The organism is Streptomyces sp. NPDC015346 (assembly GCF_043078785.1).
GTDB lineage: Bacteria > Actinomycetota > Actinomycetes > Streptomycetales > Streptomycetaceae > Streptomyces.
Genome location: NZ_JBIBTW010000004.1, coordinates 646160 through 668383, shown reverse-complemented (window position 1 = coordinate 668383; position 22224 = coordinate 646160). Strand labels below are relative to the sequence as shown.

The 22224-nt window shown below is 72.3% G+C and carries 23 protein-coding genes; 13 read left to right on the top strand and 10 right to left on the bottom strand.

The window, feature by feature from the left end; all coding sequences use genetic code 11:
* Positions 1–80 precede the first annotated feature (80 nt).
* From ACF06X_RS18185 to ACF06X_RS18175, 3 genes are all read left to right on the top strand, one after another.
* Positions 81–3842: an amino acid adenylation domain-containing protein gene (locus ACF06X_RS18185; protein WP_392288254.1), complete on the top strand. Its 3762-nt coding sequence runs from the start codon at positions 81–83 to the stop codon at positions 3840–3842.
* 62 nt (positions 3843–3904) lie between these two features.
* Complete coding sequence (locus ACF06X_RS18180) at positions 3905–4234, top strand: DUF2087 domain-containing protein (protein ID WP_392288253.1); 330 nt, start codon at positions 3905–3907, stop codon at positions 4232–4234.
* Positions 4231–4857: a LysE family transporter gene (locus ACF06X_RS18175; RefSeq protein ID WP_392288252.1), complete on the top strand. Its 627-nt coding sequence runs from the start codon at positions 4231–4233 to the stop codon at positions 4855–4857. Before ACF06X_RS18180 ends, ACF06X_RS18175 begins: the two co-directional genes overlap by 4 nt.
* A gap of 108 nt (positions 4858–4965) precedes the next feature.
* Here ACF06X_RS18175 and ACF06X_RS18170 read toward each other — a convergent pair whose 3' ends face one another.
* The 3 genes from ACF06X_RS18170 to ACF06X_RS18160 all read right to left on the bottom strand — a co-directional run bounded on the left by ACF06X_RS18170 (position 4966) and on the right by ACF06X_RS18160 (position 6356).
* Positions 4966–5184 carry a type II toxin-antitoxin system VapB family antitoxin gene (locus ACF06X_RS18170; protein ID WP_392288251.1) on the bottom strand — a complete coding sequence of 73 codons (219 nt, stop codon included), beginning with the start codon at positions 5182–5184 and terminating at the stop codon, positions 4966–4968.
* Between the two features lie 127 nt (positions 5185–5311).
* Positions 5312–5521: a DUF397 domain-containing protein gene (locus ACF06X_RS18165; RefSeq protein WP_392288250.1), complete on the bottom strand. Its 210-nt coding sequence runs from the start codon at positions 5519–5521 to the stop codon at positions 5312–5314.
* Complete coding sequence (locus ACF06X_RS18160; RefSeq protein ID WP_392288249.1) at positions 5478–6356, bottom strand: helix-turn-helix domain-containing protein; 879 nt, start codon at positions 6354–6356, stop codon at positions 5478–5480. The genes ACF06X_RS18165 and ACF06X_RS18160 overlap by 44 nt, the downstream gene beginning before the upstream one ends.
* A 217-nt stretch (positions 6357–6573) precedes the next feature.
* On the opposite strand from ACF06X_RS18160, the gene ACF06X_RS18155 reads away from it, so the two are divergent.
* The 4 genes from ACF06X_RS18155 to ACF06X_RS18140 all read left to right on the top strand — a co-directional run bounded on the left by ACF06X_RS18155 (position 6574) and on the right by ACF06X_RS18140 (position 8372).
* Entirely contained in the window at positions 6574–6954 is a 381-nt protein-coding gene (locus ACF06X_RS18155) for an ATP-binding protein (protein ID WP_392288248.1), read from the top strand.
* Positions 6955–6990: 36 nt separating this feature from the next.
* On the top strand, positions 6991–7383 hold the full coding sequence (locus ACF06X_RS18150; protein ID WP_392288247.1) for a RidA family protein: 393 nt from the start codon (positions 6991–6993) through the stop codon (positions 7381–7383).
* A 286-nt stretch (positions 7384–7669) separates the two neighbouring features.
* The gene (locus ACF06X_RS18145) at positions 7670–7864 is read left to right on the top strand and encodes a hypothetical protein (RefSeq protein ID WP_392288246.1); all 195 of its coding nucleotides are present in this window, start codon (positions 7670–7672) and stop codon (positions 7862–7864) included.
* 202 nt (positions 7865–8066) lie between these two features.
* Positions 8067–8372: a hypothetical protein gene (locus ACF06X_RS18140; RefSeq protein ID WP_392288245.1), complete on the top strand. Its 306-nt coding sequence runs from the start codon at positions 8067–8069 to the stop codon at positions 8370–8372.
* Between the two features lie 13 nt (positions 8373–8385).
* Here ACF06X_RS18140 and ACF06X_RS18135 read toward each other — a convergent pair whose 3' ends face one another.
* Positions 8386–9126, bottom strand: a complete 741-nt coding sequence (locus ACF06X_RS18135; protein WP_392288244.1) for a PIG-L deacetylase family protein — start codon at positions 9124–9126, stop codon at positions 8386–8388.
* A gap of 173 nt (positions 9127–9299) precedes the next feature.
* Here ACF06X_RS18135 and asnB point away from each other — a divergent pair, with 173 nt between their 5' ends.
* The 6 genes from asnB to ACF06X_RS18105 all read left to right on the top strand — a co-directional run bounded on the left by asnB (position 9300) and on the right by ACF06X_RS18105 (position 16547).
* Positions 9300–11126 (top strand): asparagine synthase (glutamine-hydrolyzing), encoded by a 1827-nt coding sequence (gene asnB / locus ACF06X_RS18130; RefSeq protein WP_392288243.1) that lies wholly within the window; start codon positions 9300–9302, stop codon positions 11124–11126.
* 39 nt (positions 11127–11165) lie between these two features.
* The gene (locus tag ACF06X_RS18125) at positions 11166–12116 is read left to right on the top strand and encodes a PrpF domain-containing protein (RefSeq protein ID WP_392288242.1); all 951 of its coding nucleotides are present in this window, start codon (positions 11166–11168) and stop codon (positions 12114–12116) included.
* A gap of 93 nt (positions 12117–12209) precedes the next feature.
* Positions 12210–12947, top strand: a complete 738-nt coding sequence (locus ACF06X_RS18120; protein WP_392288241.1) for an SDR family oxidoreductase — start codon at positions 12210–12212, stop codon at positions 12945–12947.
* A 31-nt stretch (positions 12948–12978) separates the two neighbouring features.
* On the top strand, positions 12979–14544 hold the full coding sequence (locus ACF06X_RS18115; RefSeq protein WP_392288240.1) for a class I tRNA ligase family protein: 1566 nt from the start codon (positions 12979–12981) through the stop codon (positions 14542–14544).
* Positions 14545–14831: 287 nt separating this feature from the next.
* Positions 14832–16142 carry a D-inositol-3-phosphate glycosyltransferase gene (mshA, locus tag ACF06X_RS18110; RefSeq protein ID WP_392288239.1) on the top strand — a complete coding sequence of 437 codons (1311 nt, stop codon included), beginning with the start codon at positions 14832–14834 and terminating at the stop codon, positions 16140–16142.
* A gap of 210 nt (positions 16143–16352) precedes the next feature.
* Entirely contained in the window at positions 16353–16547 is a 195-nt protein-coding gene (locus ACF06X_RS18105) for a hypothetical protein (RefSeq protein WP_392288238.1), read from the top strand.
* 141 nt (positions 16548–16688) lie between these two features.
* Here ACF06X_RS18105 and ACF06X_RS18100 read toward each other — a convergent pair whose 3' ends face one another.
* The 6 genes from ACF06X_RS18100 to ACF06X_RS18075 form a co-directional block, all read right to left on the bottom strand.
* Positions 16689–17741 (bottom strand): LuxR C-terminal-related transcriptional regulator, encoded by a 1053-nt coding sequence (locus ACF06X_RS18100; protein WP_392288237.1) that lies wholly within the window; start codon positions 17739–17741, stop codon positions 16689–16691.
* 97 nt (positions 17742–17838) lie between these two features.
* On the bottom strand, positions 17839–18876 hold the full coding sequence (locus tag ACF06X_RS18095; RefSeq protein WP_392288236.1) for a LuxR C-terminal-related transcriptional regulator: 1038 nt from the start codon (positions 18874–18876) through the stop codon (positions 17839–17841).
* 160 nt (positions 18877–19036) lie between these two features.
* Positions 19037–19468: a Fur family transcriptional regulator gene (locus tag ACF06X_RS18090; RefSeq protein ID WP_392288235.1), complete on the bottom strand. Its 432-nt coding sequence runs from the start codon at positions 19466–19468 to the stop codon at positions 19037–19039.
* A gap of 121 nt (positions 19469–19589) precedes the next feature.
* On the bottom strand, positions 19590–20483 hold the full coding sequence (locus ACF06X_RS18085) for an SAM-dependent methyltransferase (RefSeq protein WP_392288234.1): 894 nt from the start codon (positions 20481–20483) through the stop codon (positions 19590–19592).
* Positions 20484–20688: 205 nt separating this feature from the next.
* On the bottom strand, positions 20689–21168 hold the full coding sequence (locus tag ACF06X_RS18080; protein ID WP_392288233.1) for a GNAT family N-acetyltransferase: 480 nt from the start codon (positions 21166–21168) through the stop codon (positions 20689–20691).
* Positions 21169–21305: 137 nt separating this feature from the next.
* Positions 21306–22217: a M48 family metalloprotease gene (locus ACF06X_RS18075; RefSeq protein WP_392288232.1), complete on the bottom strand. Its 912-nt coding sequence runs from the start codon at positions 22215–22217 to the stop codon at positions 21306–21308.
* Between the last annotated feature and the right edge of the window lie 7 nt (positions 22218–22224).

Here is a 22224-nt window from a genome sequence, read left to right as displayed (position 1 = left end):
CTCGGACGAAGCGCATGAAGCGCATGAAGCGCATGAAGCGCATGAAGCGCATGAAGCGCACAGTCACGAAGGGCACTGTCATGCAGAGAACCCTCGACCGGTTGCTCCGGGTCCAGGTGGCCGAACGCCCCGACGACACCGCCGTCGTGTACGGGGACGAGACGCTCACCTTCCGCGAGCTGCACGAGGGCGCGACCGTCCTCGCCACCCACCTCCGCGCCCTCGGCGTCACCGCCGACGACAGCGTCGGCGTCCACGTCGAACCCTCGCTCGAGCTGGTGATCGGCGCCTGGGGTGTCGTCCACTCCGGCGGGGCGTACGTCCCGCTCTCCCCGGAGTACCCCGAGGAGCGCCTGCGCTACATGATCGAGGACAGCGGCGCCCGGATCGTCTTCACCCAGGAGCGCTTCCGCGACCGCGTCACCGAACTCGCGCCGCCGGGCACCACCGTCGTCACCCTCGAGGACGCCGTCCGGCACGCCTGGCGCACGGCCACGCCCGGCGACGAAGAGACCGCCCTCGGAGCCCCGGTCGACGGCGCCGGGTGGGACGAACGACAGCTGGCGTACGTCATCTACACCTCCGGCTCCACCGGCCGGCCGAAGGGCGTGATGGTCGAGCACCGATCCATCGTTGCCCAGATGCGCTGGATGGCCGCCGAACACGGTCTGGGACCCGGCGCCGTCGTCCTGCAGAAGACCCCGATGAGCTTCGACGCCGCCCAGTGGGAGATCCTCGCCCCGGCCGTCGGCGCCCGGGCGGCCATGGGCCCGCCCGGGGTCTACCGCGACCCGGAGCGGCTGATCGACGCCGTACGCGCCCATGGCGTGACGATGCTGCAGTGCGTCCCCACGCTCCTCCAGGCGCTGCTCGACACCGAGCGGTTCGCCACCTGCACGACCCTCCGCCGCGTCTACTCGGGCGGCGAGATCCTCTCCCGGAACCTCGCCGTCCAGCTGCTCGCCGAGCTGCCGTCCGAGGCGGAGCTCGTCAACCTGTACGGCCCCACCGAGTGCACCATCAACGCCTCCTCCCACACCGTGGACCGGGCCACCGTCGCCGAGGGACCGGCCGCGATACCCATCGGCAGACCGGCGTACGACACGGCCTTCCACATACGCGACGGCGAGCTGTGCATCGGTGGAGTCCAGGTGGCGCGGGGGTACCTGGACCGGCCCGAACTGACGGCGGAACGATTCATCACCACCGAGACCGGTGAACGCCTCTACCGCACCGGCGACCTCGCGCACTGGAACGAGGACGGCACCGTCCAGTTCGCGGGCCGCGCCGACAACCAGATCAAGCTCCGCGGCTTCCGCGTCGAACTGGACGAGATCGCCCTCGCCATCGAGCAGCACGACTGGGTGAGGAACGCGGCCGTCATCGTCAAGAACGAGCCCCGCACCGGCTTCCAGAACCTCGTGGCCTGCGTCGAGCTCTCGCCGAAGGAAGCCGCCCTGATGGACCAGGGCGACCACGGCGCCCACCACCAGTCCAAGGAGTCCAAGCTCCAGGTCAAGGCCCAGCTCTCCAACGCCGGCACCCGCGACGCCGCCGACCTCGCCGGCCGCCCGGTGGTCGAACTGCCCGGCCGGATCCCGCCGCAGGGGGTGCGCCGCACGGTCTTCGCCCGTAAGACGTACCGCTTCTACGAAGGTGGCGCGACGACCGCGGCGGACATCCTCGCCGCTCTCGACCGCCGCCCCGAGGGCATCGGCTCCCGCGCCGTCGGCACCCTCACCGCCGCCGATCTCGGCGCCGTACTGCGCTGGTTCGGGCAGTTCGGCAGCGAGGAACGGCTCCTGCCGAAGTACGGATACGCCTCACCCGGAGCCCTCTACGCGACGCAGCTGTACGTGGAGACGCGCGGGATCGCCGGCGTGGAGCCGGGGACGTACTACTACCACCCCGTCCACCACCGGCTCCATCTGACCGAACCGGTCGCGGACGGGGACGGGGACGTGGACGTGGAGGGCGAGCCCTTCCTCCGGGTCCGCTTCGTCGGCAAGAACTCCGCCGTGGAGCCGGTCTACAAGAACAACATCCGCGAGGTCCTGGAGATCGAGACGGGCCACATGGTCGGCCTCTTCGAGGAGATCCTGCCGAGGTACGGACTCGACATCAGGATCAGGCCCTCGGGCGACTCCTTCGAGATCGTCCCGTACGACGCGGAGAGCCGCACCGAACCGGAAGTGGACCTCTACGTCCAGGCGCACCCCGGCCGGATCGCGGACCTCCCGGCGGGCCAGTACCGGTACCGCGACGGCGTCCTGTGGCCCGTCTGCGCCGACCTGGTCGAGAAGAAACACGTCATCGCCATCAACCAGGCGGTCTACGAGCGCGCGAGCCTCGGCGTCACCGTCGTCAGCCGCACCGCCGACGCCCGGCTCGCGTACATCGACCTCGGACGCACCCTCCAGCGCCTCCAACTGGGCGACCACGGCCTCGGGTTCATGTCCTCGGGCTACAGCTCGATGTCCGGGCACCCCCTTCCGGCCGCCCGCCGCATGGACGCGATCCTGGACGCGGCCGGGCTGCCGACCGGTCCCTCGTACTTCTTCGTCGGCGGCAGGGTCAGCGAGGAGCAGCGGCTGAGCGAGGGGATGTACGAGGACACGGTCCACATGAAGGGCCCGGCGGAGATGATCCGCGACGACCTCGCCCAGCAGCTGCCCGACTACATGATCCCGAACCGGGTCGTGGTCCTGGACCGGCTGCCGCTCTCGGCCAACGGCAAGGTCGACGTGAAGGCGCTCGGCGAGCTGGCCGTCGTCAACGCCGGTCTGCACGGCCGGCCGCGGGTCGCCCCCCGGACCCGTACGGAGACCCGGCTGGCCGGGATCTGGGCGGCGGCGCTGAAGTACGAGGACGCCGAGGACCCGGCGGCGACCGTCTCCGTACAGGACGACTTCTTCGAGGCGGGCGGCAACTCGCTCATCGCGGTGGCCCTGATCACGAGGATCAACCGGGAGTTCGGCGCCTCGCTGCCGCTCCAGATCCTCTTCGAGTGCCCGACGATCGAGAAGCTCGCCCACCGGGTGGACGGTGCGGCCGCGACCCCTGCGTCACGACTCGTCCGCCTGCACGCGGAGGGCGCGCGGTCGCCGGTCCACTGCTGGCCGGGGCTCGGCGGCTACACGATGAACCTGCGGGTGCTGGCCGAGGAGGTCGGCATCGACCGGCCCTTCTACGGGGTGCAGGCCCACGGCGTCAACCGGGGCGAGACGCCGTACGCGACGATCCGTGAGATGGCGGCGGCCGACGTGGCGGCGATCCGGCGCCGGCAGCCGACGGGTCCGTACACGCTGTGGGGGTACTCCTTCGGCGCGCGGGTGGCCTTCGAGTCGGCGCATCTGCTGGAGGCCGCGGGGGAGCAGGTCGAGCACCTCTTCCTCATCGCGCCGGGCTCGCCGAAGGTGCGCTCGGAGTCGGCGGCGGGCGGCGCGTCGTACGCGAATCCCGCGTTCGTGACGATCCTGTACTCGGTCTTCGCGGGCGCGCTGGAGGAGCTGCCCGGGGTCGCGGACCGGGAGTCCTTCACGGCGTACGTCGCGGAGCGCTTCCCCTCCCTCGACCCGGAGCTGATCGGGCGGATCGTCGCGATCGTGGAGCGGACCTTCGAGTTCACGTACACCTTCCGCGAGCTGACGGAACGGCGGGTGGGCTGCCCGGTGACGATCTTCAAGGCGCGGGGCGACGACTACTCCTTCCTGGAGACGGCGGAGGGCTGGTCGGCCCGCCCGCCGACGGTGGTGGAGCTGGACGCGGACCACTACAGCCTGCTGCGGCGGCCGGACGTGCGGGAGCTGGTGAAGAAGATCAGGTACCGGCTGGGCCAGTAGGGGCTCATGGGGAGGGGAAAACCCTTTGCCGGGGCGGGGCGCCCCGCGCCAGGCTTCCCCGCATGACTTCCCCTTCCCCTTCCCCCTCGCCTTCCCTGCCCCGCCCGGTGGCGGACCTCTTCTCCGCGGACGGGCGCCTGACGGCGATCCCGCGCAAGGCCCCGCGCCGTGAGCAGCTCCTCGACCACCTGGCCGAGACGCTCTTCGCCCCGGGCCGCTCCTACAGCGAGCGCGAGGTCAACGAAGCGCTGCTCACCGTCCACGAGGACTTCCCGGCCCTGCGCCGCTATCTGGTGACCGGCGGCTTCCTGTCCCGTACGGCCGACGGCGCCTCCTACCGCCGACAGCAGCAGCTCGGCCCCACCGGAGGCGCGATCCCGTCCGTAGCGTGACCGCCGCGGTGGTGGCCGGCCTGCTGGCCGGCTACGGCATCGCGATCCCGGTCGGCGCGGTCGGCGCCTATCTGGTGGCGGTCACGGCACGCACCGGCTGGCGTACGGGAGCGGGCGCGGCGCTCGGTGTCGCGACGGCGGACGGTCTCTACGCCCTGCTCGCGGTCCTCGGCGGCTCGGCGCTCGTCCCGCTGCTCGCCCCGGTGATGGTCCCGCTGCGCTGGGCGTCGGCGTGCGTCCTGGTGGCCCTGGCGGCCCGCGCCGCGTGGACGGCGCTCCGTGCGTACCGAGCGCGGACGCTCGCGGGGAGGGCGAGCGACGAGAGCCCTCTCACCCCCCTGCGCGCCTACCTGACCTTCCTCGGCATCACGGTCCTGAACCCGATGACCGTGATCTACTTCGCGGCCCTGATCCTGGCGACGGGCCCCGAGGGCCCGTCGACCCCCCTGGACCGAACGGCCTTCGTCCTGGCAGCCCTTGTCGCCTCCGCGAGCTGGCAACTCCTCCTGACCACCGGCGGCGCCCTGCTCGGCAGGAGCCTGACGGGCCCGAAGGGCCGCCTGGTGACAGCCCTGACGTCGAGCGCGCTGATCACGGGCCTCGCGGTGCACTTGGTGGTGTAGCGGCTGGTGCGGTCGGCGGCACCTGTCCGCGCGCCACCCGCCCGGGCCGTGGATCGCCGATATGGCGTCGGAGGAGCCGCCGGACCGCTGAGGTGTCGGCGAGGTAGTTCACAGCCCTGACCGCTCCCGTTCCTCCAGGACCTCGAAGTCGAGGAAGTTCTCGGCGTTGCCCTGGAGCCAGCGCAGCGCCCTTGCGCGGTCATCCGAACTGATCGCCGCCGCTACGGTCAGTGCTCGGGTGATGGTGTCGCGCTTCGTCTTGGTCCCGAGCTGCCGCTGGGCGAGGGCGAGCATGTCGTCGTCGATGTCGACCAGGGTCTTGGACATGAGGCCTCCACGCCGCGATCGTACTGAGGCGCCCGGTGCCGGGACGCAGGGTCGGGCGCCATGAACCGCAGGCGCCTCGGAGTGCTAACGGGCACGGACTGACGCGCCGGTTCGGCTACGGCGGCCGCTACGACGCCGAAGCCTTGACGGCGTCGACGAAGGGGGTCCAGGCGGCGGCGGGGAGGAGGAGGACGGGGCCGTGGGGGCGCTTGGAGTCCCGGACGGGGACGAGATCGGGGTGCCCGTCGGCGACTTCGAGGCAGTCGCCGCCGGACGTGTTGCTGTAGCTGCTCCTACGCCAGGTGGCGGCGCTCAAGTCGATCTGGCTGCGCACCATTTCGGTATCCCTCTGCCGCTTCCTCGATCATGGCGAGGGACGCCTCCGGCGGCAAAGCGGCGGCCCTCAAGAGATCGTACGACCTCCGATACTGCTTCACGAGGGCCGGATCGTCGATCGTGTTTCCGTGGTGCTGACCCTCCATGTAGACGAGCGGCGGCGCGTCGGCGAAGTCCAGGATTATCGCGTTGCCCAGCATGAAGGCGTGCGCGCCGGAGTTCCACGGAAGGATCTGCGTAAAGATCCGGCTCCGCTTGATGAGGGCGGCGATGTGGTCGAGCTGCGCGGTCATTTGCTGTGGCGGCAGGATCGGTAGCCGCAGCAGGGACTCATGCAGGATGACCCAGTACTCCGGGGTCTTGTGGTTCGCCTCGAAGAGCTGGGCCCGGGCCAGACGGCCGTTGATCTTCTCGTCGATCTCCTCGGGAAGTCCCTGTGTCCATTCGCCGCGGAACAGCGCCCGCATGTACGGGCCCGTCTGCAGAAGGCCCGGGAACACGGTCGGTGACCACTGCTCGATTGACCGGGCGTACTTCTCCGCCTCCAGTACACGCTCGAAGTACGGGGCATGGCCCTTCCGCCTCGCCTTGCGGACGTCCTCGCAACGGCGCTGGAAGAAGCCGTCCGTCCCCAGGACGCGGTCCACGTGCTGGGCCAGATCGAGGGGCATCCGGCGCTTGCCGTGTTCGATCTCGCTCAGATAGGTCGCTCCGTAGAAGCTGCCCTCGACCAGGCCCTCCAGCGTGAGGCCCGCCTGGTCCCTCTTGAAGCGGAGCTCCTTTCCGTAGAACTGGGGGACGCTCGCCGAGCCGTCGATCTCCTTGCGTGCAGCCACGGTTGACCGCCTTTCGCACCTTGCGCTGTGGAGCGGGAAACGCTTCCACCGTAGGGCCCGGCGCGGCAGCGTGTGACCTGTTCGTCACAGCACGCAACCAAAGGTGGTCCCTCATGGATGACGACATCCGCCCCGACATCGACGCCCTGCGCGCCGCGCTCGCGGCCCACGGCATCACACTGCTCGCCGCCGTCCTGCGTCGTCAGGCGGCCGAGGGATGACCCCGCCGTCGCTCCGGCTGGAGCTGCTGGCCCTGCCGAAAGCGGTGCCGGAGCTGCGGCATGTGCTGCGGGAGCGGTACGGGGGTGAAGGGTGCGCCGATCTTCAGCTCTGTGTCAGCGAGTTGCTCGCCAACGTCATCACGCACGTGGGGGAGGGGACCCCGGTCACCCTCCACGTACGCGCGACCGCCGACGGCCGCACCCGCGTCGAGGTGACCGACCCGGACCCGAGGGTCTGGCCGGTACTCCGGGACGCGACGGGTGGCGACGAGTCGGGGCGGGGCCTGGCGCTGCTGGACGCCGTGTCGGTGCGGTGGGGCGTGGAGGCGGGGCCGGGGCCGGGCAGCAAGACGGTGTGGTGCGAGCTGTTGGGGTGAACGCGATCAGAGTGGTGCGGATGGCACCATGGCGGGATGGATGACACCCGACAGACCGTCAGTTCAGGATCCCCACTGGAGCCGCAGATCGGTTTCTCCCGCGCGGTGCGAGTGGGGCGGCACGTCGCCGTCGCGGGGACCGCGCCCATCGGGGAGGACGGCTCCACCGTCGGGCCCGGCGATGTCCACGCGCAGACCGTGCGCTGTCTGGACATCGCCGAGCAGGCGCTGCGGGACGCGGGGGCCTCGGTCGCGGACGTGACGCGGACGCGCGTCATGCTGACCGACATCACGCTGTGGAAGGAAGCCGCACGGGCGCACGGCGAACGCTTCGCCGCCGTCCGGCCCGTCACCACGTTCGTCGAGGTCTCTCGCTTCATCGACCCCGACTGGCTCGTCGAGGTCGAGGTCGACGCGGTGATCGGCTGATCGGCTGCTCGGCTGATCGGGGAAGCCGACGCGACGCATGGCGGGGCTGTCCGAGTGGCAGGACAGGCCCGGGTGGGTGATGGTGGTGTCAGTGCGTCCGTGATCGTGGGGCGTCCGGCCAATAGGCCCGCAGCGCGACCAGATCCACGTCGCCGGGACCCGAGCCCCTCGTGAGCACCCTTACCTCCGGAGGTGTCGCATGGTGTCTCTTCGCTTGCTCGCCGGCGCAGCCGGTACCGCCTTGGTCCTCGCTTTCCCCTCAGGGGTTCACGCCACGCCACCTGGCGTGTCGGCCGACTGCGCCAAGGCGATAGCGGTCGCCGAGAAGACGCAGAAGGACTTCGAGTCCTGGGTGAAGTGGTACAAGGAACGCATCGCCGAAGGCGGGCACCCTGGTGCCGCCGAGCGACAGGCCGTGGCCGACGCGAAGGCCGACCGCGACAGGACGGCGTCCCAGGCGCAGCGCATCTGCGGCCCGTGACCCCCTGCCGGTGACCCCCTGCCGGTGACCCCATGCCAAAAGGCCGGTGCCCCCCGAGGGCACCGGCCTTTCGGTGTCGGTTCATCACCTGTGTGACGAGATGCCGTTGGGGACATTCGGGTGGTGTGCGGCGCGGACCGGAACTGCCACGCACCTCCGCGCGCTCTTCCTTCCCAGTCGCACCACAACTGAGGAGGCACTCATGAATGGTCTGCAGGCTTTCCCCACGGCCACGACCTCGCTGACGGAGTTCGACGCCTACCGGTACCCCGGCGTCCTGGTGTCCGGCGACTACGAGCTTCCCGCCCCGGCCCCCGCTCCCGACCCCGCCAGCCGGCTGTCCGTCCCCCTGGAGCCGGCGGACCGCCGCCGACTGGAGCTGCACGCCGCCCTCACCACGGCGGGCATCGCGCCGCTGCCGGGCGATCTCGCCGCCATCGAGGCGCTGTGCGCGCTGGACGACACCACCCACATCGCGCTCCAGCGGTGGATCAGCCGTACGCCCTAGGGCTTTCCCGCGGTCAGTCGATGTGCACGATCTGGAACGCCTCCGCCATCCGGCCCGGCGGCAGGCCCCCCGCCGTCGCGTGCTCGCTCAGCCACTCCCGTAGCAGCCCCGCCAGGTCGTCGAAGTGGGCCGTCTGCGAGGTGTGGATCCGCAGGGCCTCGACCTTGCGGTCGAAGACGCCGGTGACGTCGACGTACTGATTGGGCGTCGGGCCCGTCATCAGCCACAGCTCGTGGACGATCCACGGCTCCAGGCCCTCCTCCTTGAGCAGCGAGGGGTGGGCGAAGGGGTTGCGGGCCTCCGGGTAGATCGCGCGCAGGCAGGCGTCGCCGACCGCGCGGTGGTCGGGGTGGAGGTCGGCGACGCGGGCCCAGTTGATCTCGGGCGAGGGGATGATCGCCCGCTGCGGGCGCACCTCGCGGATCACGCGGCACAGGTCGCGGCGGAGCTCGACGCTCGGTTCCACGAAGCTGTCCGGGTAGCCGAGGAAGCGGACGTCCGCGACGCCGCTGAGCTTGGCCGAGTGGACCTGCTCGGCGCGGCGCAGGTCCGCCATCGCCTGGCGCGGGAGCCGGTCGTCGTAACCGCCGGCGCCGCCGTCCGTGACGATGCAGTACGTGACGCGGGTGCCGCGTTCGATCCACTGCATGACCGTGCCGCTGACGCAGAACTCGATGTCGTCCGGGTGCGCGGCCACCACCAGCAGGGATGCCGGGGCGCTGCGGTCTCTGAGGTCGGTCGCCAATTCCTCCATGAGGTCAGCCTGTTGGCGGGCCGGGGGCGTCGCAAGGCCATGTCGTGGCGTGAACTGGACATGGCACTTACGCGCCATTCAAAAACTTGGTAGATTCAAATCACTGGGAGCGACATGAGATAGGCGGCCGCCCGGGGACGTGGTGGTCGCAGACGAACCGGAGGCGACCGGCAATGTGCAGGATTTTCGGCTCCTTCGCCGCCGGGGCGGCCCGCCCCGAGCCGGCCGAACTCTCGGCGGTGTCGGCCCGCCAGCGACACGGCGGCCCCGACGAGCACCAGGTGCTCAGCGGGGCCGGCTGGTCCCTGGGCTGCGACCGGCTCGCCGTCACCGACCCGTGCGGCGGACAGCAGCCCTACCGGCTGCCGCACCTGCCCGGCGTCCTCGCCGTCCTCAACGGCGAGATCTACAACCACACCGAGCTGCGCCGGCACCTCGCCGCCCGCGGCCACCGCTTCCCCGACCGCTGCGACGGCACGGTGCTGCCCGCGCTCTACGCGGAGTACGGCCCCGCCTTCGCCGAGCACCTCGACGGCATGTTCGCCGTCGCGATCCTCGACCTCAGGACCGGCGGACCCGCCGGCCCCCAACTGGTCCTCGCCGTCGACGACATGGGCATGAAGCCGGTCCACGTCCACCACGACCCGTCCGACGGCTCCACCCGCTTCGCCTCCGAGATCCCCGCGCTCCTCGCCTTCGACAGCGTACGGATCTCCCCCCGCGAGGACTCCCTGGACACCGTCCTCGCCACCCGTACCTCCTTCTCCACCCACACCGCGCTCGACGGCATCGACGTGCTGCCGCCCGGTGCCACCGCCGTCGTACGGCCCGGCTGCCGGCCGGTCGTCCGGCGCAGGCCCCCGCATCACCCCGCTGAAGCCTCCGCGCCGGTCGGCGACGCGCAGGACGTGCTGCGGCACGAGGTGCGGCGGCTCGCCCGCTCCGAGATGCCCGTCTGCGCGATCACCAGCGGCGGTCTCGACTCCGGGCTCGTCACCGCGCTCGTCGCCGAGTACGCCCGCGAGAGCGACGCGCCGCCGCCGCACACCTTCCACCTCACCTACCGCGGCAAGTGGCCCGACTCCGAGGCCGCGTACGCCCGCGCCGTCGCCCGCCGCGCCCGGACCGTCCACCACGAGGTCGCGCTCGACCCCGACGAGCTCGGCTCGCTGCTGACCCGTACGGTCCGCCATCTCGGCCAGCCCAACGCCGACCCCATCGCCCTCTCCACGTACGCCCTCTTCCGCGCCGTACGGCAGGCGGGCTTCACGGTCGCGCTGGCGGGGGACGGCGCCGACGAGCTCTTCGGCGGGTACGAGCGGATGCGCGCCGCGCTCGACGCGCCGGCGGGCGCGGACTGGGCGGGGGCGTACGCGGACGCGCTGTCGGCGGCCCCCCGGATGCTGCGCGAGCACCTCTACACCCCGGCGTACCGCGCGTACCTCGCCGACGAGGGCTCGGCGGCCGACCGGATCGAACAGGAGCTGCGCTCGGCGGAGGCCGTGGGGGCCGACCGGCTGACGGCGATGACCGCGTTCGAGACACGGTGGCGGCTGCCCGCCTACCACCTGCGGCGCGTGGACCATCTGTCGATGGCGTGGGCGGTCGAGGCGCGGATGCCGTTCTGCCAGCCCGGTGTGGTGGCGTACGCGCGCTCGCTGCCGCCGTCCGCCCGGCGGGGCAAGCGGGCGCTGTACGAGGCCGGGCGCGAGCTGCTGCCGACGTCGGTCCTGAACCGTCCCAAGCAGCCGTTCACCCTGCCGATCGCGGCCATGCTGGCGCCGGGCGGCCCGCTGCTCGACACGGTCCGCGACCTCCTCTCGCCGGCCCGGCTCGTCCTCGGCGGCAAGGTCCGCGCCGACCGCGTCCAGAAACTCCTCACCCGCCACCTGGAGCGGCCCTCGCACCAGAACGCCCTGGCCCTGTGGGGCCTCGCCGTCCACGAACTCTGGTCGGACGTGGTCCAGGGCATGCGGATCCCGGTGGGCTGTGCGGCCTGAGACCCCGCGGGGGCGGGGGCCGGGTGGGGGTGCGGGGGCGTGATCGCCACCGTCGTACGGGCCGAGGACGCACCGGGGCCGACGCTCGTCGTGCAACGGGCCCAACTACCCGTCGGCGCCCTGGGGTTGCGCGGCGAGCTGACGGCGCTGCGCCGGGCGCTCGCCGGGACGCCGTACGCGCGGGTCGGCAAGATCGCGCTGTACGGGCCCTCCGCCCGGCCCGGACGCGATCTCGACTACCGCTTCGTCCAGGCCATGCCCGACGGCGGCTTCGACTTCCGCACCGGCTGCGGCCACTCGCTGCTCGCCTGCGTGGTGGCCGACGGGCCCCCGGGACCGGTCACCGTCCACGCCGTCACGACGGGCGACGCCATCCGCTGCGAGCCGGAGCCGGAGCCGCACCCGGGGCCGCACCCGGAGCCGGAGCCCGGGGTCGCCCACACCCTCCGCTTCCTGCGGGCCCCCGACGCCCCCGGGATCCTCCCCACCGGGCGGCCCGTCGACGTCATCGACAAGATCCCCGTCTCCCTCGTCCGGTACGGCAATCCGTACGTCCTCGTCGACGCCGCGCACGTCGGCCTCCGCACCGCCGACGAGCTGTTCCGGGCCGGGGACGTCACCCTGCGCCGGCTGCTCGGTCTGCGTGCGGAGGCCGCCCGCCGGCTCGGGCACCCGCCCCACTCCGCCCTGCCCAAGATCGCCGCGTTCGTGGCGGACCCGGCGGACCCGGCGGACGCGGCCGGACGCACCGCCGTCCGCGCCCTCACGGTCGGCGGCTGGCACCCCCGGCTCGCCCTCACCGGAGCCGCCGCCCTCGCCGCCGCCGCGCACCTCGAAGGGACCGTCGTGCCGCCCCTCGACGGCCCCCTGCGCACCCCCGGCGGCCCCGTCACCGTCTCCGCGGACCGCCTCGGAGTGGCCGTCCACCACAAGCGGGCGACCGTCCTCGACCGGCTCGAACTGCCCTGGCGTATCCACGCAACGGCGTGAACGCGCACCCCTCCCACCGGGCCTGGACCCCGATTCCTCTGCCACGCTGAATTCGACCGCATTCGCCCGCCGGGCAGGGGAGAGCAGACGAGCATGAAATTCGAGAATCTGCGTGTCGTCGTGACCGGAGCGTCCCGCTATTTCGGTCGCGCACTCGCCGTCGGATTCGCACATCTCGGCGCCGAAGTGTATGTCTCGGCCCGCACCGTCGAGGCCGCCGAGCGCACCCGTACCGAAGTCATGGGCTCCGCCCGCGACCGTATCCACGCCTTCGGCTGCGACCTCAGCAGGCCGGCCGAGATCCGGGAGTTCGCCGCCCGGGTCGGCGAACGCACCGACCGCGTCGACCTGTTGGTCAACAACGGCGCCCGCTGGCTCGACGGCATGGACCTGGAGGCGGCCAGCGACGACCAGATCGTGGAGACCATCGAGTCGACCGCGGGCGGCACCGTCCTGATGGTCAAGCACTTCCTGCCGCTGCTGCGCGGCTCGCTGCGCCCGGACATCGTCAACATGGTCGCGGTCCGGGACGCCGAGGGCGCCTCCGCGGGCGCCGCCCACGAGGCCTTCTGGGCGGCGAAGAGCGCCCAGGCCGGTTTCGCCGACATTCTCTCGCGCCGCCTGCGGCCCTCCGGCGTACGCGTCTTCTCCCTCTATCCGCCGGATTTCTCCACCTCCGATCCGCGGTTCGCGGAATGGGACGGATCGAATCCGGACGGAATAGCACCGGACGAGAAGCTGACCACCCAGGCCCTTTTCGAATGCATCGTCTACGCGGTCGAGCAGCCTCGCGATTGCTTCATCCGTTCCTTCCACTTCGAACCTCGCTGAGCTCACCGCACCACAGCGTCAAGGAGGTCCCATGAGCACCCCTGTCTGGATCACCGCGACCCCTCCGGCCACCCACGGCGAACTCCACATCGGTCACCTCGCGGGGCCGTACGTCGCCGCCGACGTCCTGACCCGCTTCCTGCGCGCCGAGGGCGAGCCCGTGCGGTTCACCACCGGCACCGCCGACCACGCCAGCTCCGTCGAGGTCCGGGCCCTGCGCCACCACCGCAAGCCCGAGGAGGTCGCCGAGGGCTACCGCGCGGCGATCACCGCCGACTGGCTGCGCTCCGGCGTGGAGTTCGACCACATCGTCCGGCCGCGCCGCGACCGCGGCTACGGCCGCTGGGTGCAGGACCTCTTCAGCCGGCTGTACGCGGACGGCGTCATCGCCCCCCGCACCCGCCTGCTGCCCTACTGCGAGCCGTGCGAGCGCTGGCTGTACGGCGCCCACGTCACCGGCGGCTGCCCGCACTGCGGCGCGGTCAGCGATGGCGGAATGTGCCACGAGTGCGCCCGGCCCAACGACGGCGGCGACCTGATCGCGCCGCGCTGCTCGCTGTGCGACACGCCGGCGCTCCCCAAGCGGTGCCGCCGCCTCTACGTCCCGCTCGAACCGTTCCGCGAGACGCTCGCCGACTACTGGGCCGCGGCCGGGCTCCCGCCCCGCCTCGCCGCGCTGTGCGAGTCGCTCGTCGAGGACGGGCTGCCGGACATCGCGGTCGGCCACCCGGCCGCCTGGGGGCTGCCGGTGCCGGTCGAGGGCTTCCCCGACCACCGTATCGACGGCTGCTTCGAGGCCGCCGCGATGCACCTCTTCGGCTACGACACCAAGGGCCCGCTGCCTCGCCGCGCCATCCACTTCTGCGGCTTCGGGCACGCCTTCTGCCACGCTGTGCTGCTGCCGGTGCTGCTCCTCGCGCAGGACATCAAGCTGCCGCAGGACTTCTGCGTCAACGAGTCGTACGTCGTCCAGGAGGGCGTCCAGGAGGGCAACGTCTGGGCGCTCGACCTGCTCACCGAGTACGGCTCCGACACCCTGCGCCGGCACGTCCTGCAGGCCCGCCCGACCGGCCGCCGGACCGTCTTCCACCGCGACCGGCTCGCCACGGCCCGCCAGGAGCTGGACGAGAGCTGGAACAGCTGGCTCTCCCGGCTCTTCGCCTCCGTACGCGAGGAGTGCGCGGGCCTGGCCCCGCAGGCGCTGCCCGGCGGCACCGGCTGGGAGACCCTGGAGCGGCGGCTCGGCCGGGCAGTGGAGGATCTCCGGGACGCGTACGGGCCCGACGCCTTCGATCCGCGCCGGGCGGTCGCCGTCCTGGACGAGATGGTCCGCTCGGTGGCCGACTTCGGGCACGTCAACGCCCATGAACGCTGCCGGCCGACCACCGCCTGCCGGCATCTGCCCGCCCTCGCGGCCCAGTTGGCCGTGGCGTCGGCGCTCTCCGCGTGGGCGCGGCCGGTGATGCCGGAGGGCGCCGACCGGTTGGCGGCCGCGCTCAAGGTCGAGCCGGGACGGGCCGTCGACGTGTCGGCGCTGAACGGACCCGTGCCGGGGACCCGGCTGGCTCCGCCGTCCGGCCCGGTCTTCGGCTTCTGAGCCGCCGTCCCCGGCCGCCCGGGCGCGCGCGAACGCCCGGATCCCGCAGGCCGCCCGGGCAGGCGCGAACGCCCGGATCCCGCCGACCGCCCGGGCACGCCCGAACGCCCTGGCACCGCTGAACGTCCGCCTCAGTGCCCGCCTGACAATCCGCCTGACCGTCCGTCTGGACGTCCGCCTGAACGTCCGCCCGGACGTCCGTCGTCCACCGCCCGACAGTTCATCCTCACCGCCGCGTGGCCGTGCGCGACGCAGGGACACGTGGCCCACCCTCACAGGAGCCCCACGTGTCCCTGCGCGTCGCCATGCTCAGCGTCCACACCTCCCCGCTCCACCAGCCCGGTACCGGGGACGCCGGCGGGATGAACGTCTACATGGTCGAGCTCTCCCGCGCCCTCGCCGAACAGGGCGCCGAGGTCGACCTGTTCACCCGCTGCCGGGGCGAGGGCAATCCCGCGCTCGTCGATCTCGCCCCGGGGGTACGGGTCCGCCATCTGCACGCGGGCCCGCGCCGGGCCCTCCCCAAGGAGGCCATGCCCGACCTGGTCGTGCCGTTCTCGCTCGCGCTGCTCAAGGAGCGGCGCCGCTACGACCTGGTCCACTCCCACTACTGGCTCTCCGGGCAGGCCGGCCGGATCGCCTCCGTCGGCTGGCGGATACCGCTGGTCCACACCGCCCACACCCTGGCCAGGGTCAAGAACGCGGCCCTGGCGGCGGGCGACACCCCCGAGCCCGAGCTCCGCATCCGGGGCGAGCACCAAGTCGTCGGCGCCGCCGACCGGTTGATCGCCAACACCGCCGACGAGGCCGAGGCGCTGCGCTCGCTCTACGGGGCCCAGACGCCGCGCACGGAGGTCGTCCGGCCCGGGGTGGACCTGCGCACCTTCGGCCCCGGTGACGGGCGGGCGGCGGCCCGCGCCCGGCTCGGGCTGCCGCCCGACGCCTTCGTCCCCCTCTACGCGGGCCGCATCCAGCCCCTCAAGGGTCCTGACGTGCTCGTACGGGCCGTGGCGGAGCTCCTCGCCCTGGCACCGGACCTGCGCCGCCGGCTGCTCGTGCCGGTGATCGGCGGCCACTCGGGGGTGACCCGGGAGGGCACGGCCTGGCGGCTGGCGCGCGAGCTGGGCGTCACCGACGTGCTGCGGCCCTGTCCTCCCGTCCCGCAGGCGCTGCTGGCGGACTGGTACCGGGCGGCGGACGTGCTCGTGGTGCCGTCGCGGAGCGAGTCGTTCGGCCTGGTGGCGCTGGAGGCGCAGGCGTGCGGGACGCCGGTGCTCGCGGCGGCGGTCGGCGGGCTGCCGACGGCGGTGTGGGACGGGGTGACGGGGATGCTCGTGCGCGGTCACGACCCGGTGGAGTACGCCCGCCGGCTGCTGTGGCTCGCGGCGCATCCGCGGGCGCGGACCACCATGGGGGAGGCGGCGGTCCGGCACGCCCGGGGGATGAGCTGGCGGGACTCCGCCGTGCGGACGATCGAGGTGTACGAGGCCGCCGCACGAGGTGGGGCAGGAGCGGCGGCACGCTCCTGCCCCGGCGGCCTCTCTCTCCTGGAGGAACGAGAAGGCCGTACCACAAGCCTAGCATCTCTTTTGGTCTAACCAAAGGTATGGGGAGTCCCGGATCTCTCAATTCCGTTCTCCGGATGGCACATTGACGCATCCACGCCATGGCGAGTCCACGCATGGAGAAACTCTGGATCGGTTTCCCGGGGCGGGCCAATATGGAGATGTCTTCAGGGAGCGCCCGGCGGCACGGGCCCCCGGAAGGCGGAAGAAGACCGAATTCGCATTCCCACTCCTGGAGGAATCATGTCTGCTGCGCGTAACGCCGGTATCCGCAAGACCGTCCGCCAGTTCGCGATCGCCATGGTGGCCTGTACGGCCGTCGCCGGCGGCGCCTCGCTGGCCGCCGGCGGCACCGCGCCCGCCCCCGCCCAGCTGCACCAGCAGGCGGACGGCACCAACGACGACTGGCCGGCGCCCTCCCCGGCGCCCACCAACTGAACCGGCACAGGCTGAATTCGGCTGGGGAGTCAGCGGTAATCAGCTGAAGACGGAGGAGAGCCCCGCAATCGCCCGAAGCGATTGCGGGGCTCTTTTCGCTCCCGGTGGAGAACGGAGAGGGACAACGGGAGAGGGGCGATCTCAGTCGAGCCAGCCCATGCGCAGCGCGCGGACGCCCGCCTCGAATCGGCTCGTCGCCCCCAATTCCTGCATGAGTTCCGAGAGCATGCGGCTGACCGTCCGCAACGAGACCCCGAGGTTCCGGGCGATCTTCTCGTCCTTCATCCCCGACGCGAGCATCTGCAGCGCCGCCCGCTGCTGCTCCGAGAGGCCGTCGCCGCCCCGGTCGGCCGCCGTCTCGTCGCCGTAAGGGGAGGCGGTGTGCCAGCAGTGCTCGTACAGGCTCAGGTACGAGCGGACGAGGACGCGGCCACGGGCCAGGATCGCGCCCTCGCGCGGGGCCTCCGGGCGGAGCGGCACCACGGCGTACTGCTCGTCGGCGATGACCATGTTCATCGGCACGACGGACGCGATGCGCACCTCCACGCCCAGCTCGACCCGGCGGTTGAGCAGCTCCGCGTGCTCGGGCCGGGCAGCGTCCCGGCTGTGGTAGATGGCGCGGACCCGCACCCCGTGGTCGATCTTCCGGCGGTCGCGGTCGAGGATCCGCTCCGGGATCGCCCGGGTGGGCCCGCTCGGATACATCGAGCAGGAACTCTCCTGCACGACGTCGACGATGTCCTCCAGCGCCTGCTGGATCCGCCGGTAGTCGGTGATCGCCTCCACCGCGATCCCCGAGCGCGTCAGCGACCCGGCCCGCAGGAAGGTTCCCGCCAGCGTCTCCAGCGTGCTGTACGCCTTGTCCGCCTCGGCCAGGTGCTCCCGCAGCCGCTCGCGCTCCCGGTCGAGCAGCCGCAGCAGCGCGATCTCGGGATCCACCGCGGCCACCGTGTCCGTGTCCGGCTGCCAGTTGGCGTCCCGTACGTCGGAGATCGTGGCGTGGGCCCTGGTCGTCGGCACGATGAGGCCGAGGGAGGTCAGCTCCTCACGACATCGTTCGTACTCCTCCGGCGCGAGCCGCACACTCGCGCAGGCCTCCCGGAAACTGGACACACCGCGTCGGCGCAGTTCCTGATAGAGGGTCAGGGCCGCTCCGACGGTCCGCTCGTTCGTGCCGTCGCCCACCGTGGCCATGGCGAAGTGACCCCCCTCGTCGCTCCGAGTCGCCCCCCACCTCACCCTGTCACACGGCGCGGCGAGCGGTCATCGGTCGATCTTGTCCGTGCCGTCGTCACCCTAACTCCGCGTCCCGTTCGCGTGGTTCCCCGTCCAGCAGGCCGAGCCGGGCGGCCTTCACGCCCGCCTCGAAGCGGCTCGCCGCGTCCAGCTCCTGCATCACTTCGGAGATCAGCCGGCTGACCGTCCGCAGCGACACCCCCAGGTTCTTCGCGATCTGGTCGTCCTTGATGCCCGAGGCGAGCATCTGGAGCGCGACCCGCTGCTGCTCGGAGAGGCCGTCGCCCCCGTGCGCGTCCGACTCCTCGTCGCCGTAGGCGGTGGCCGCGTGCCAGCAGTACTCGAAGAGCGCGCGGTAGGAGCGGACCAGGCCGGGCCCGCGGGCCAGGATCGCGGCCGAGTCCGGATCGTGCGGATCGGTCGGCAGCAGGGCGAAGTTCTCGTCCGCGAGCACCATGTTCATCGGGACGACAGGGGAGAAGCGGAGTTCCACGCCGAGCGCGGCCCGTTCCGCCAGGTGCTGCGCCATCTCCGGTACGGAGCTGATGCGGCGGCTGTACATGGCGCGGACGCGCACCCCCCGGGCGATCCTGCGCCGGTCGCGCTCCAGCTCCTCGGCCATGTCCTCGCGCCGCACGGAACCGGTGTGCATCACGTGCAGGGAGTGCTCCACGGTGTCGGTGAGCCCGGCCAGTTCGCGGCGCACGCGCTCGGCGTCGGCGACGATCTCGACCTCGACCTCGGAGCGCGGGGCGTCGGAGGTGCGGAGGAAGGGGCCGGCCAGGGTGGCCAGGGCGGTCTGCGCGCGGCTGGTCTCGGCGAGCCGGCTCTCCAGCCGGTCGCGCTCGTACTGCAGGAGGCGGACCAGGGCCACGTCGGGGTCGACGACCGCGGGCGCGGCCGACTCGGCCGGTTCGATCAGGCCCAGGGTGGCGAGTTCGCCCCGACATCGCTCCCGCTCGTCGGCGGAGAGGTCGAGCCCGTCGGCGACCTCGTCGAAGGCGTGGTCGGAGGCGGGGCGGGCCCGGAGTTCGAGATAGACGGCGAGAGCCTGGTCGCTTCCCGTACGCGTCCCGGTGGCGTTTTTGGACACTGCGCAGCAGACTCCCCTCGGATCCCTGTGGATCCCGTTGAATCGCCCCGCTAGACCCTGCCACAGAATCGAACGCCACGCATGGTGTTCAACGGGTCTCAGCTGGTCGGAGGGGGTCTTCCGGCCATGGCTGGTGCCGATCCGGCCACCCTGGCGGGGGTCAGTCGGACGCGGCCTCGCGGGCGCAGTCCGGGCACAGGCCCTTGAAGACGATCTCGGCCTCGCTCATGCTCCAGCCGGACAGGCCGCGGCGTGGCGGCTCGGGGGCGTCCGCCGCCACGTTCTCCACGCGCCCGCACCGTACGCACAGGGCGTGCTGGTGCGGCGGTCCCGAGATCTCGAAGACGGCCGGGAGCCCGGGCCGGTCGAACTTGCTGACCAGACCGGTCTCCTGGAAGTGCCGGAGCATTTCGTACACGGCCTGGCTGGTGAGGGTGCCGAGGCGCTCGCGAGCGGTAGCGGTGATCGCCTCCACGTCGAGGTGGCCGGCCGAGGCGAGCACCGTGAGCACCTCGAGACGCGGGCCCGTGACCCGCAGCCCGACGTCGCGCAGGCGCTGGATCACCGCCTCGCGGCCCGTCAGCTCATCCACGACTGCCATCTTCTCCGCCCGCCCGCCACCTGGTCGGCTCAAACATTTGTGGGCATCGTACCTCTTGCCCTTTCGGAATGGGGGTCAGCCGTCCGGTCAGCCCCTCCGGTCAGCCCTCCGGTCACCCGTCCGTACGACAGACGAGCAGCACGCTCTCGGTACGTTCGTCGATACGGTGCCGGCGCCGGCCCTCGATGTGCAGGCCCGCGGAGTGCAGCTCGGCCGCGAGGTGCTCGGGGTCGATGATCCACTTGTCGGTGGTCAGGACGACCCGCTCGGTGGAGAGCTTGCCGGTCCTTGCCGCGTAGTACGTGATCCGCTCGCTCATCGCGCGCAGGTCGAAGACCTGCCGGGCCACCACCCATTCGTCGATCCCGTCGAACCGGGGGACCTGGAAGGCCCAGGTCCGCTGGGGTTCGGCGATCAGGCCGGGCAGCAGGTGCGAGGTGTAGTCCAGGGCGAGGGCGCCGCCGGTGTCCAGGTGCGAGGCGATCTCGCGCAGCAGACCGGGGCGGGCCCTCGGGGGGACGGCGGACACCATGGCGCCGGCGAGCAGCGCGAGCCGGTACGTACGGTCCAGGCGGAGTTCGGTGAGGTCCGCCCGGGTCGTCCCGATCAGCTCGGCGACCTGCGGCCCGATGCGCCGGGCCCAGGTCTCGATCCGCGCGAGGGCGGTGGCGTCCCGGTCGACGGCCTCGACGGCGAAGCCGTGCCGTGCGAAGGGGACGGTGAGCCGGCCCGCGCCGGAACCGAGGTCGAGCACGGGGCCGCCGGTGGCGCGGGCGAGGCCGAGGTAGCGGACGATGTCCGCGCTGTGCGGGCCGAGGAGCGCGTCGTACAGCCAGATCGAGTCGGGGTCGCCTGGGGCGACGGACTCCAGACCGGGGAGGCTGTCGGAGGTGACGCGGATGCCGGCGCCGGGGCCGGGAACGACGCCGCTGTCGTATCGGGACGGCAGGACCGGCGCGAGCGCTGCGGGCACGACGGGCAGTGATGTGCCGCTCGGTGTGTGCATCGCTCCTCCAGGGGCTCGCTCGGTCCATGCCGTCCGGGCGGGGCGCCCGTGCCGCCGGGGCCGCGCCGCTGGGTCAATCCTGGCGGGGGCGGGGGGACGGGATCCAGTGGATCGGGCGGCGTGAACACGCGATGGCGTACTTCGGCCACGCACGAGCCGCGTTTCGTGGAGGGGGCGAGGGAGGGGCGGGAGGTGTCGGTGGCCTTTAGAGGGCGAGGCTCCAGCGCGTGGGCGTCAGCGGGGCGAAGCCCTGCTTCTCGTAGAACGGCAGGGCCGGGTCCTGCGGCGCGGGCAGGGTCACGCGCATCTCCCGTGCCCCGAACCGCCGCATGCGGTCCGTCGTCGCCGTCAGGAGCGCGGAGCCCGCGCCACGCCGGCGTGCGCCCTCCGCGACGCAGAGCGCGTACAGCTCGCCCTCGCCCGGGACCGGCACCCCGCCCGCCACCGCGCCGATGATCGCGCCGTCCGTGTCGGTGGCCACCAGCCAGCCCAGCCAGCCGGGTGCGCCGCCCGGAATTTCAATTTCCGCGCGGATGCGGGGAAGAGCGCATTGAGTGGCGGCCAGGCGTCGGGCGGGGATTTCGCCGAGTATTCCGTCGTAACTGCCCCGAATGACATCGGCAAGGAGCCTGGATATCGTGGTCGCGTCCGCGGCGGCCGCCGTCCGCACGTCAGCCAGCTGCATTGGTTCGTACCTCTCGACGTGCCGAGCCTGAGCGCCAACATACCCACAATAGCCGGGAATTCAGGCCGATGTGACCGATGCGAAATCTACGAATTCACTTAGTAAATACGTACTGGCCGGTCGCTGAACCGAGTCAATTATCCGGGGATGGAACAACACGCGACGATCAACGGCGCCACCGCCGCCGCGGCCGCCGCGATCGTCGACAGCCCCCGCAGCACGGGGTGTCCCGCACGGTGCGGGGTGAGGATCCGCCGCATCCGCAGCGCCGCCGAGGGCCCGCCCGCCGCGAACGCCTCGCGCGGCGCCTGGCCGGAGGCGAGCGCGTACAGCGCCGTGGCCAGGGCGTCCCGTGAACAGCGCCGCAACGCCCGGTCGTCGGCGGTCATCTCCAGCAGCAGCGGTACGGCGGTCCCGCCGTGCCGCGCGAGCGGGAGCCGGGGGAACACGGCGGCGAAGGCCTCCGCCGCCGCGACCAGCAGGTGGTGCCGGCCGGCGATGTGCGCCCGCTCGTGCGCGAGGGCCGCCGCCAGTTGGGCCGTGGTGAGCGTGTCCACGGCGCCCGAGGAGACGACGACGCTGCGTGAGCGGCCGGGAAGGCAGTACACGGCGGGCCGGTCGTGATCGAGCACGGTCGCCCGCAGAGCCGGGTCGTACCGCCCGACCAGGCGCAGGACACCCGCGTGCCGCATGCGGGCCCGCCGGGCACGCAGCAGTTCGCGGACGAATCCGGCGGTGGGGAGGGCGAGAACGGCGAGCGCGAGAGAAAAGGCGAGACATTCGCGCCCGGTCATTTCCAGAACCCGGGTGGGGGTGGGGAATTGGAGCGTGAGCGCCCGGTCGGCCAGCCGGTGACTGCTGTCTCCGGAGAGCACGAGTTGCGCGGGCAGTAAGGCGGCGGAGGCGGCGAAGACCGCGCCGCTGACCGCCCAGACGGCGAGACCCAGGCGTGGCACCTGCTGGGCCCAGCGGGCCCGCACGAGGAGCCAGGGGATGAGAAGCCCGGAGAGCAGGGCGAGCCCGAGCGGCGGCAGCGCGTGATGGTTCACGCGGCGC

Bases quoted from the DNA above. Each gene is read 5' to 3' on its own strand.
- ACF06X_RS18100 (WP_392288237.1), bottom strand. From the start codon at position 17,741: ATGGCCACGGTGGGCGACGGCACGAACGAGCGGACCGTCGGAGCGGCC.
- ACF06X_RS18155 (WP_392288248.1), top strand. From the start codon at position 6,574: ATGACCCCGCCGTCGCTCCGGCTGGAGCTGCTGGCCCTGCCGAAAGCG.
- ACF06X_RS18185 (WP_392288254.1), top strand. From the start codon at position 81: ATGCAGAGAACCCTCGACCGGTTGCTCCGGGTCCAGGTGGCCGAACGC.
- ACF06X_RS18165 (WP_392288250.1), bottom strand. From the start codon at position 5,521: ATGGTGCGCAGCCAGATCGACTTGAGCGCCGCCACCTGGCGTAGGAGC.
- ACF06X_RS18115 (WP_392288240.1), top strand. From the start codon at position 12,979: ATGAGCACCCCTGTCTGGATCACCGCGACCCCTCCGGCCACCCACGGC.
- ACF06X_RS18135 (WP_392288244.1), bottom strand. From the start codon at position 9,126: ATGGAGGAATTGGCGACCGACCTCAGAGACCGCAGCGCCCCGGCATCC.
- ACF06X_RS18180 (WP_392288253.1), top strand. From the start codon at position 3,905: ATGACTTCCCCTTCCCCTTCCCCCTCGCCTTCCCTGCCCCGCCCGGTG.
- ACF06X_RS18150 (WP_392288247.1), top strand. From the start codon at position 6,991: ATGGATGACACCCGACAGACCGTCAGTTCAGGATCCCCACTGGAGCCG.
- ACF06X_RS18140 (WP_392288245.1), top strand. From the start codon at position 8,067: ATGAATGGTCTGCAGGCTTTCCCCACGGCCACGACCTCGCTGACGGAG.
- ACF06X_RS18120 (WP_392288241.1), top strand. From the start codon at position 12,210: ATGAAATTCGAGAATCTGCGTGTCGTCGTGACCGGAGCGTCCCGCTAT.
- asnB (WP_392288243.1), top strand. From the start codon at position 9,300: ATGTGCAGGATTTTCGGCTCCTTCGCCGCCGGGGCGGCCCGCCCCGAG.
- ACF06X_RS18105 (WP_392288238.1), top strand. From the start codon at position 16,353: ATGTCTGCTGCGCGTAACGCCGGTATCCGCAAGACCGTCCGCCAGTTC.
- ACF06X_RS18085 (WP_392288234.1), bottom strand. From the start codon at position 20,483: ATGCACACACCGAGCGGCACATCACTGCCCGTCGTGCCCGCAGCGCTC.
- ACF06X_RS18170 (WP_392288251.1), bottom strand. From the start codon at position 5,184: ATGTCCAAGACCCTGGTCGACATCGACGACGACATGCTCGCCCTCGCC.
- ACF06X_RS18080 (WP_392288233.1), bottom strand. From the start codon at position 21,168: ATGCAGCTGGCTGACGTGCGGACGGCGGCCGCCGCGGACGCGACCACG.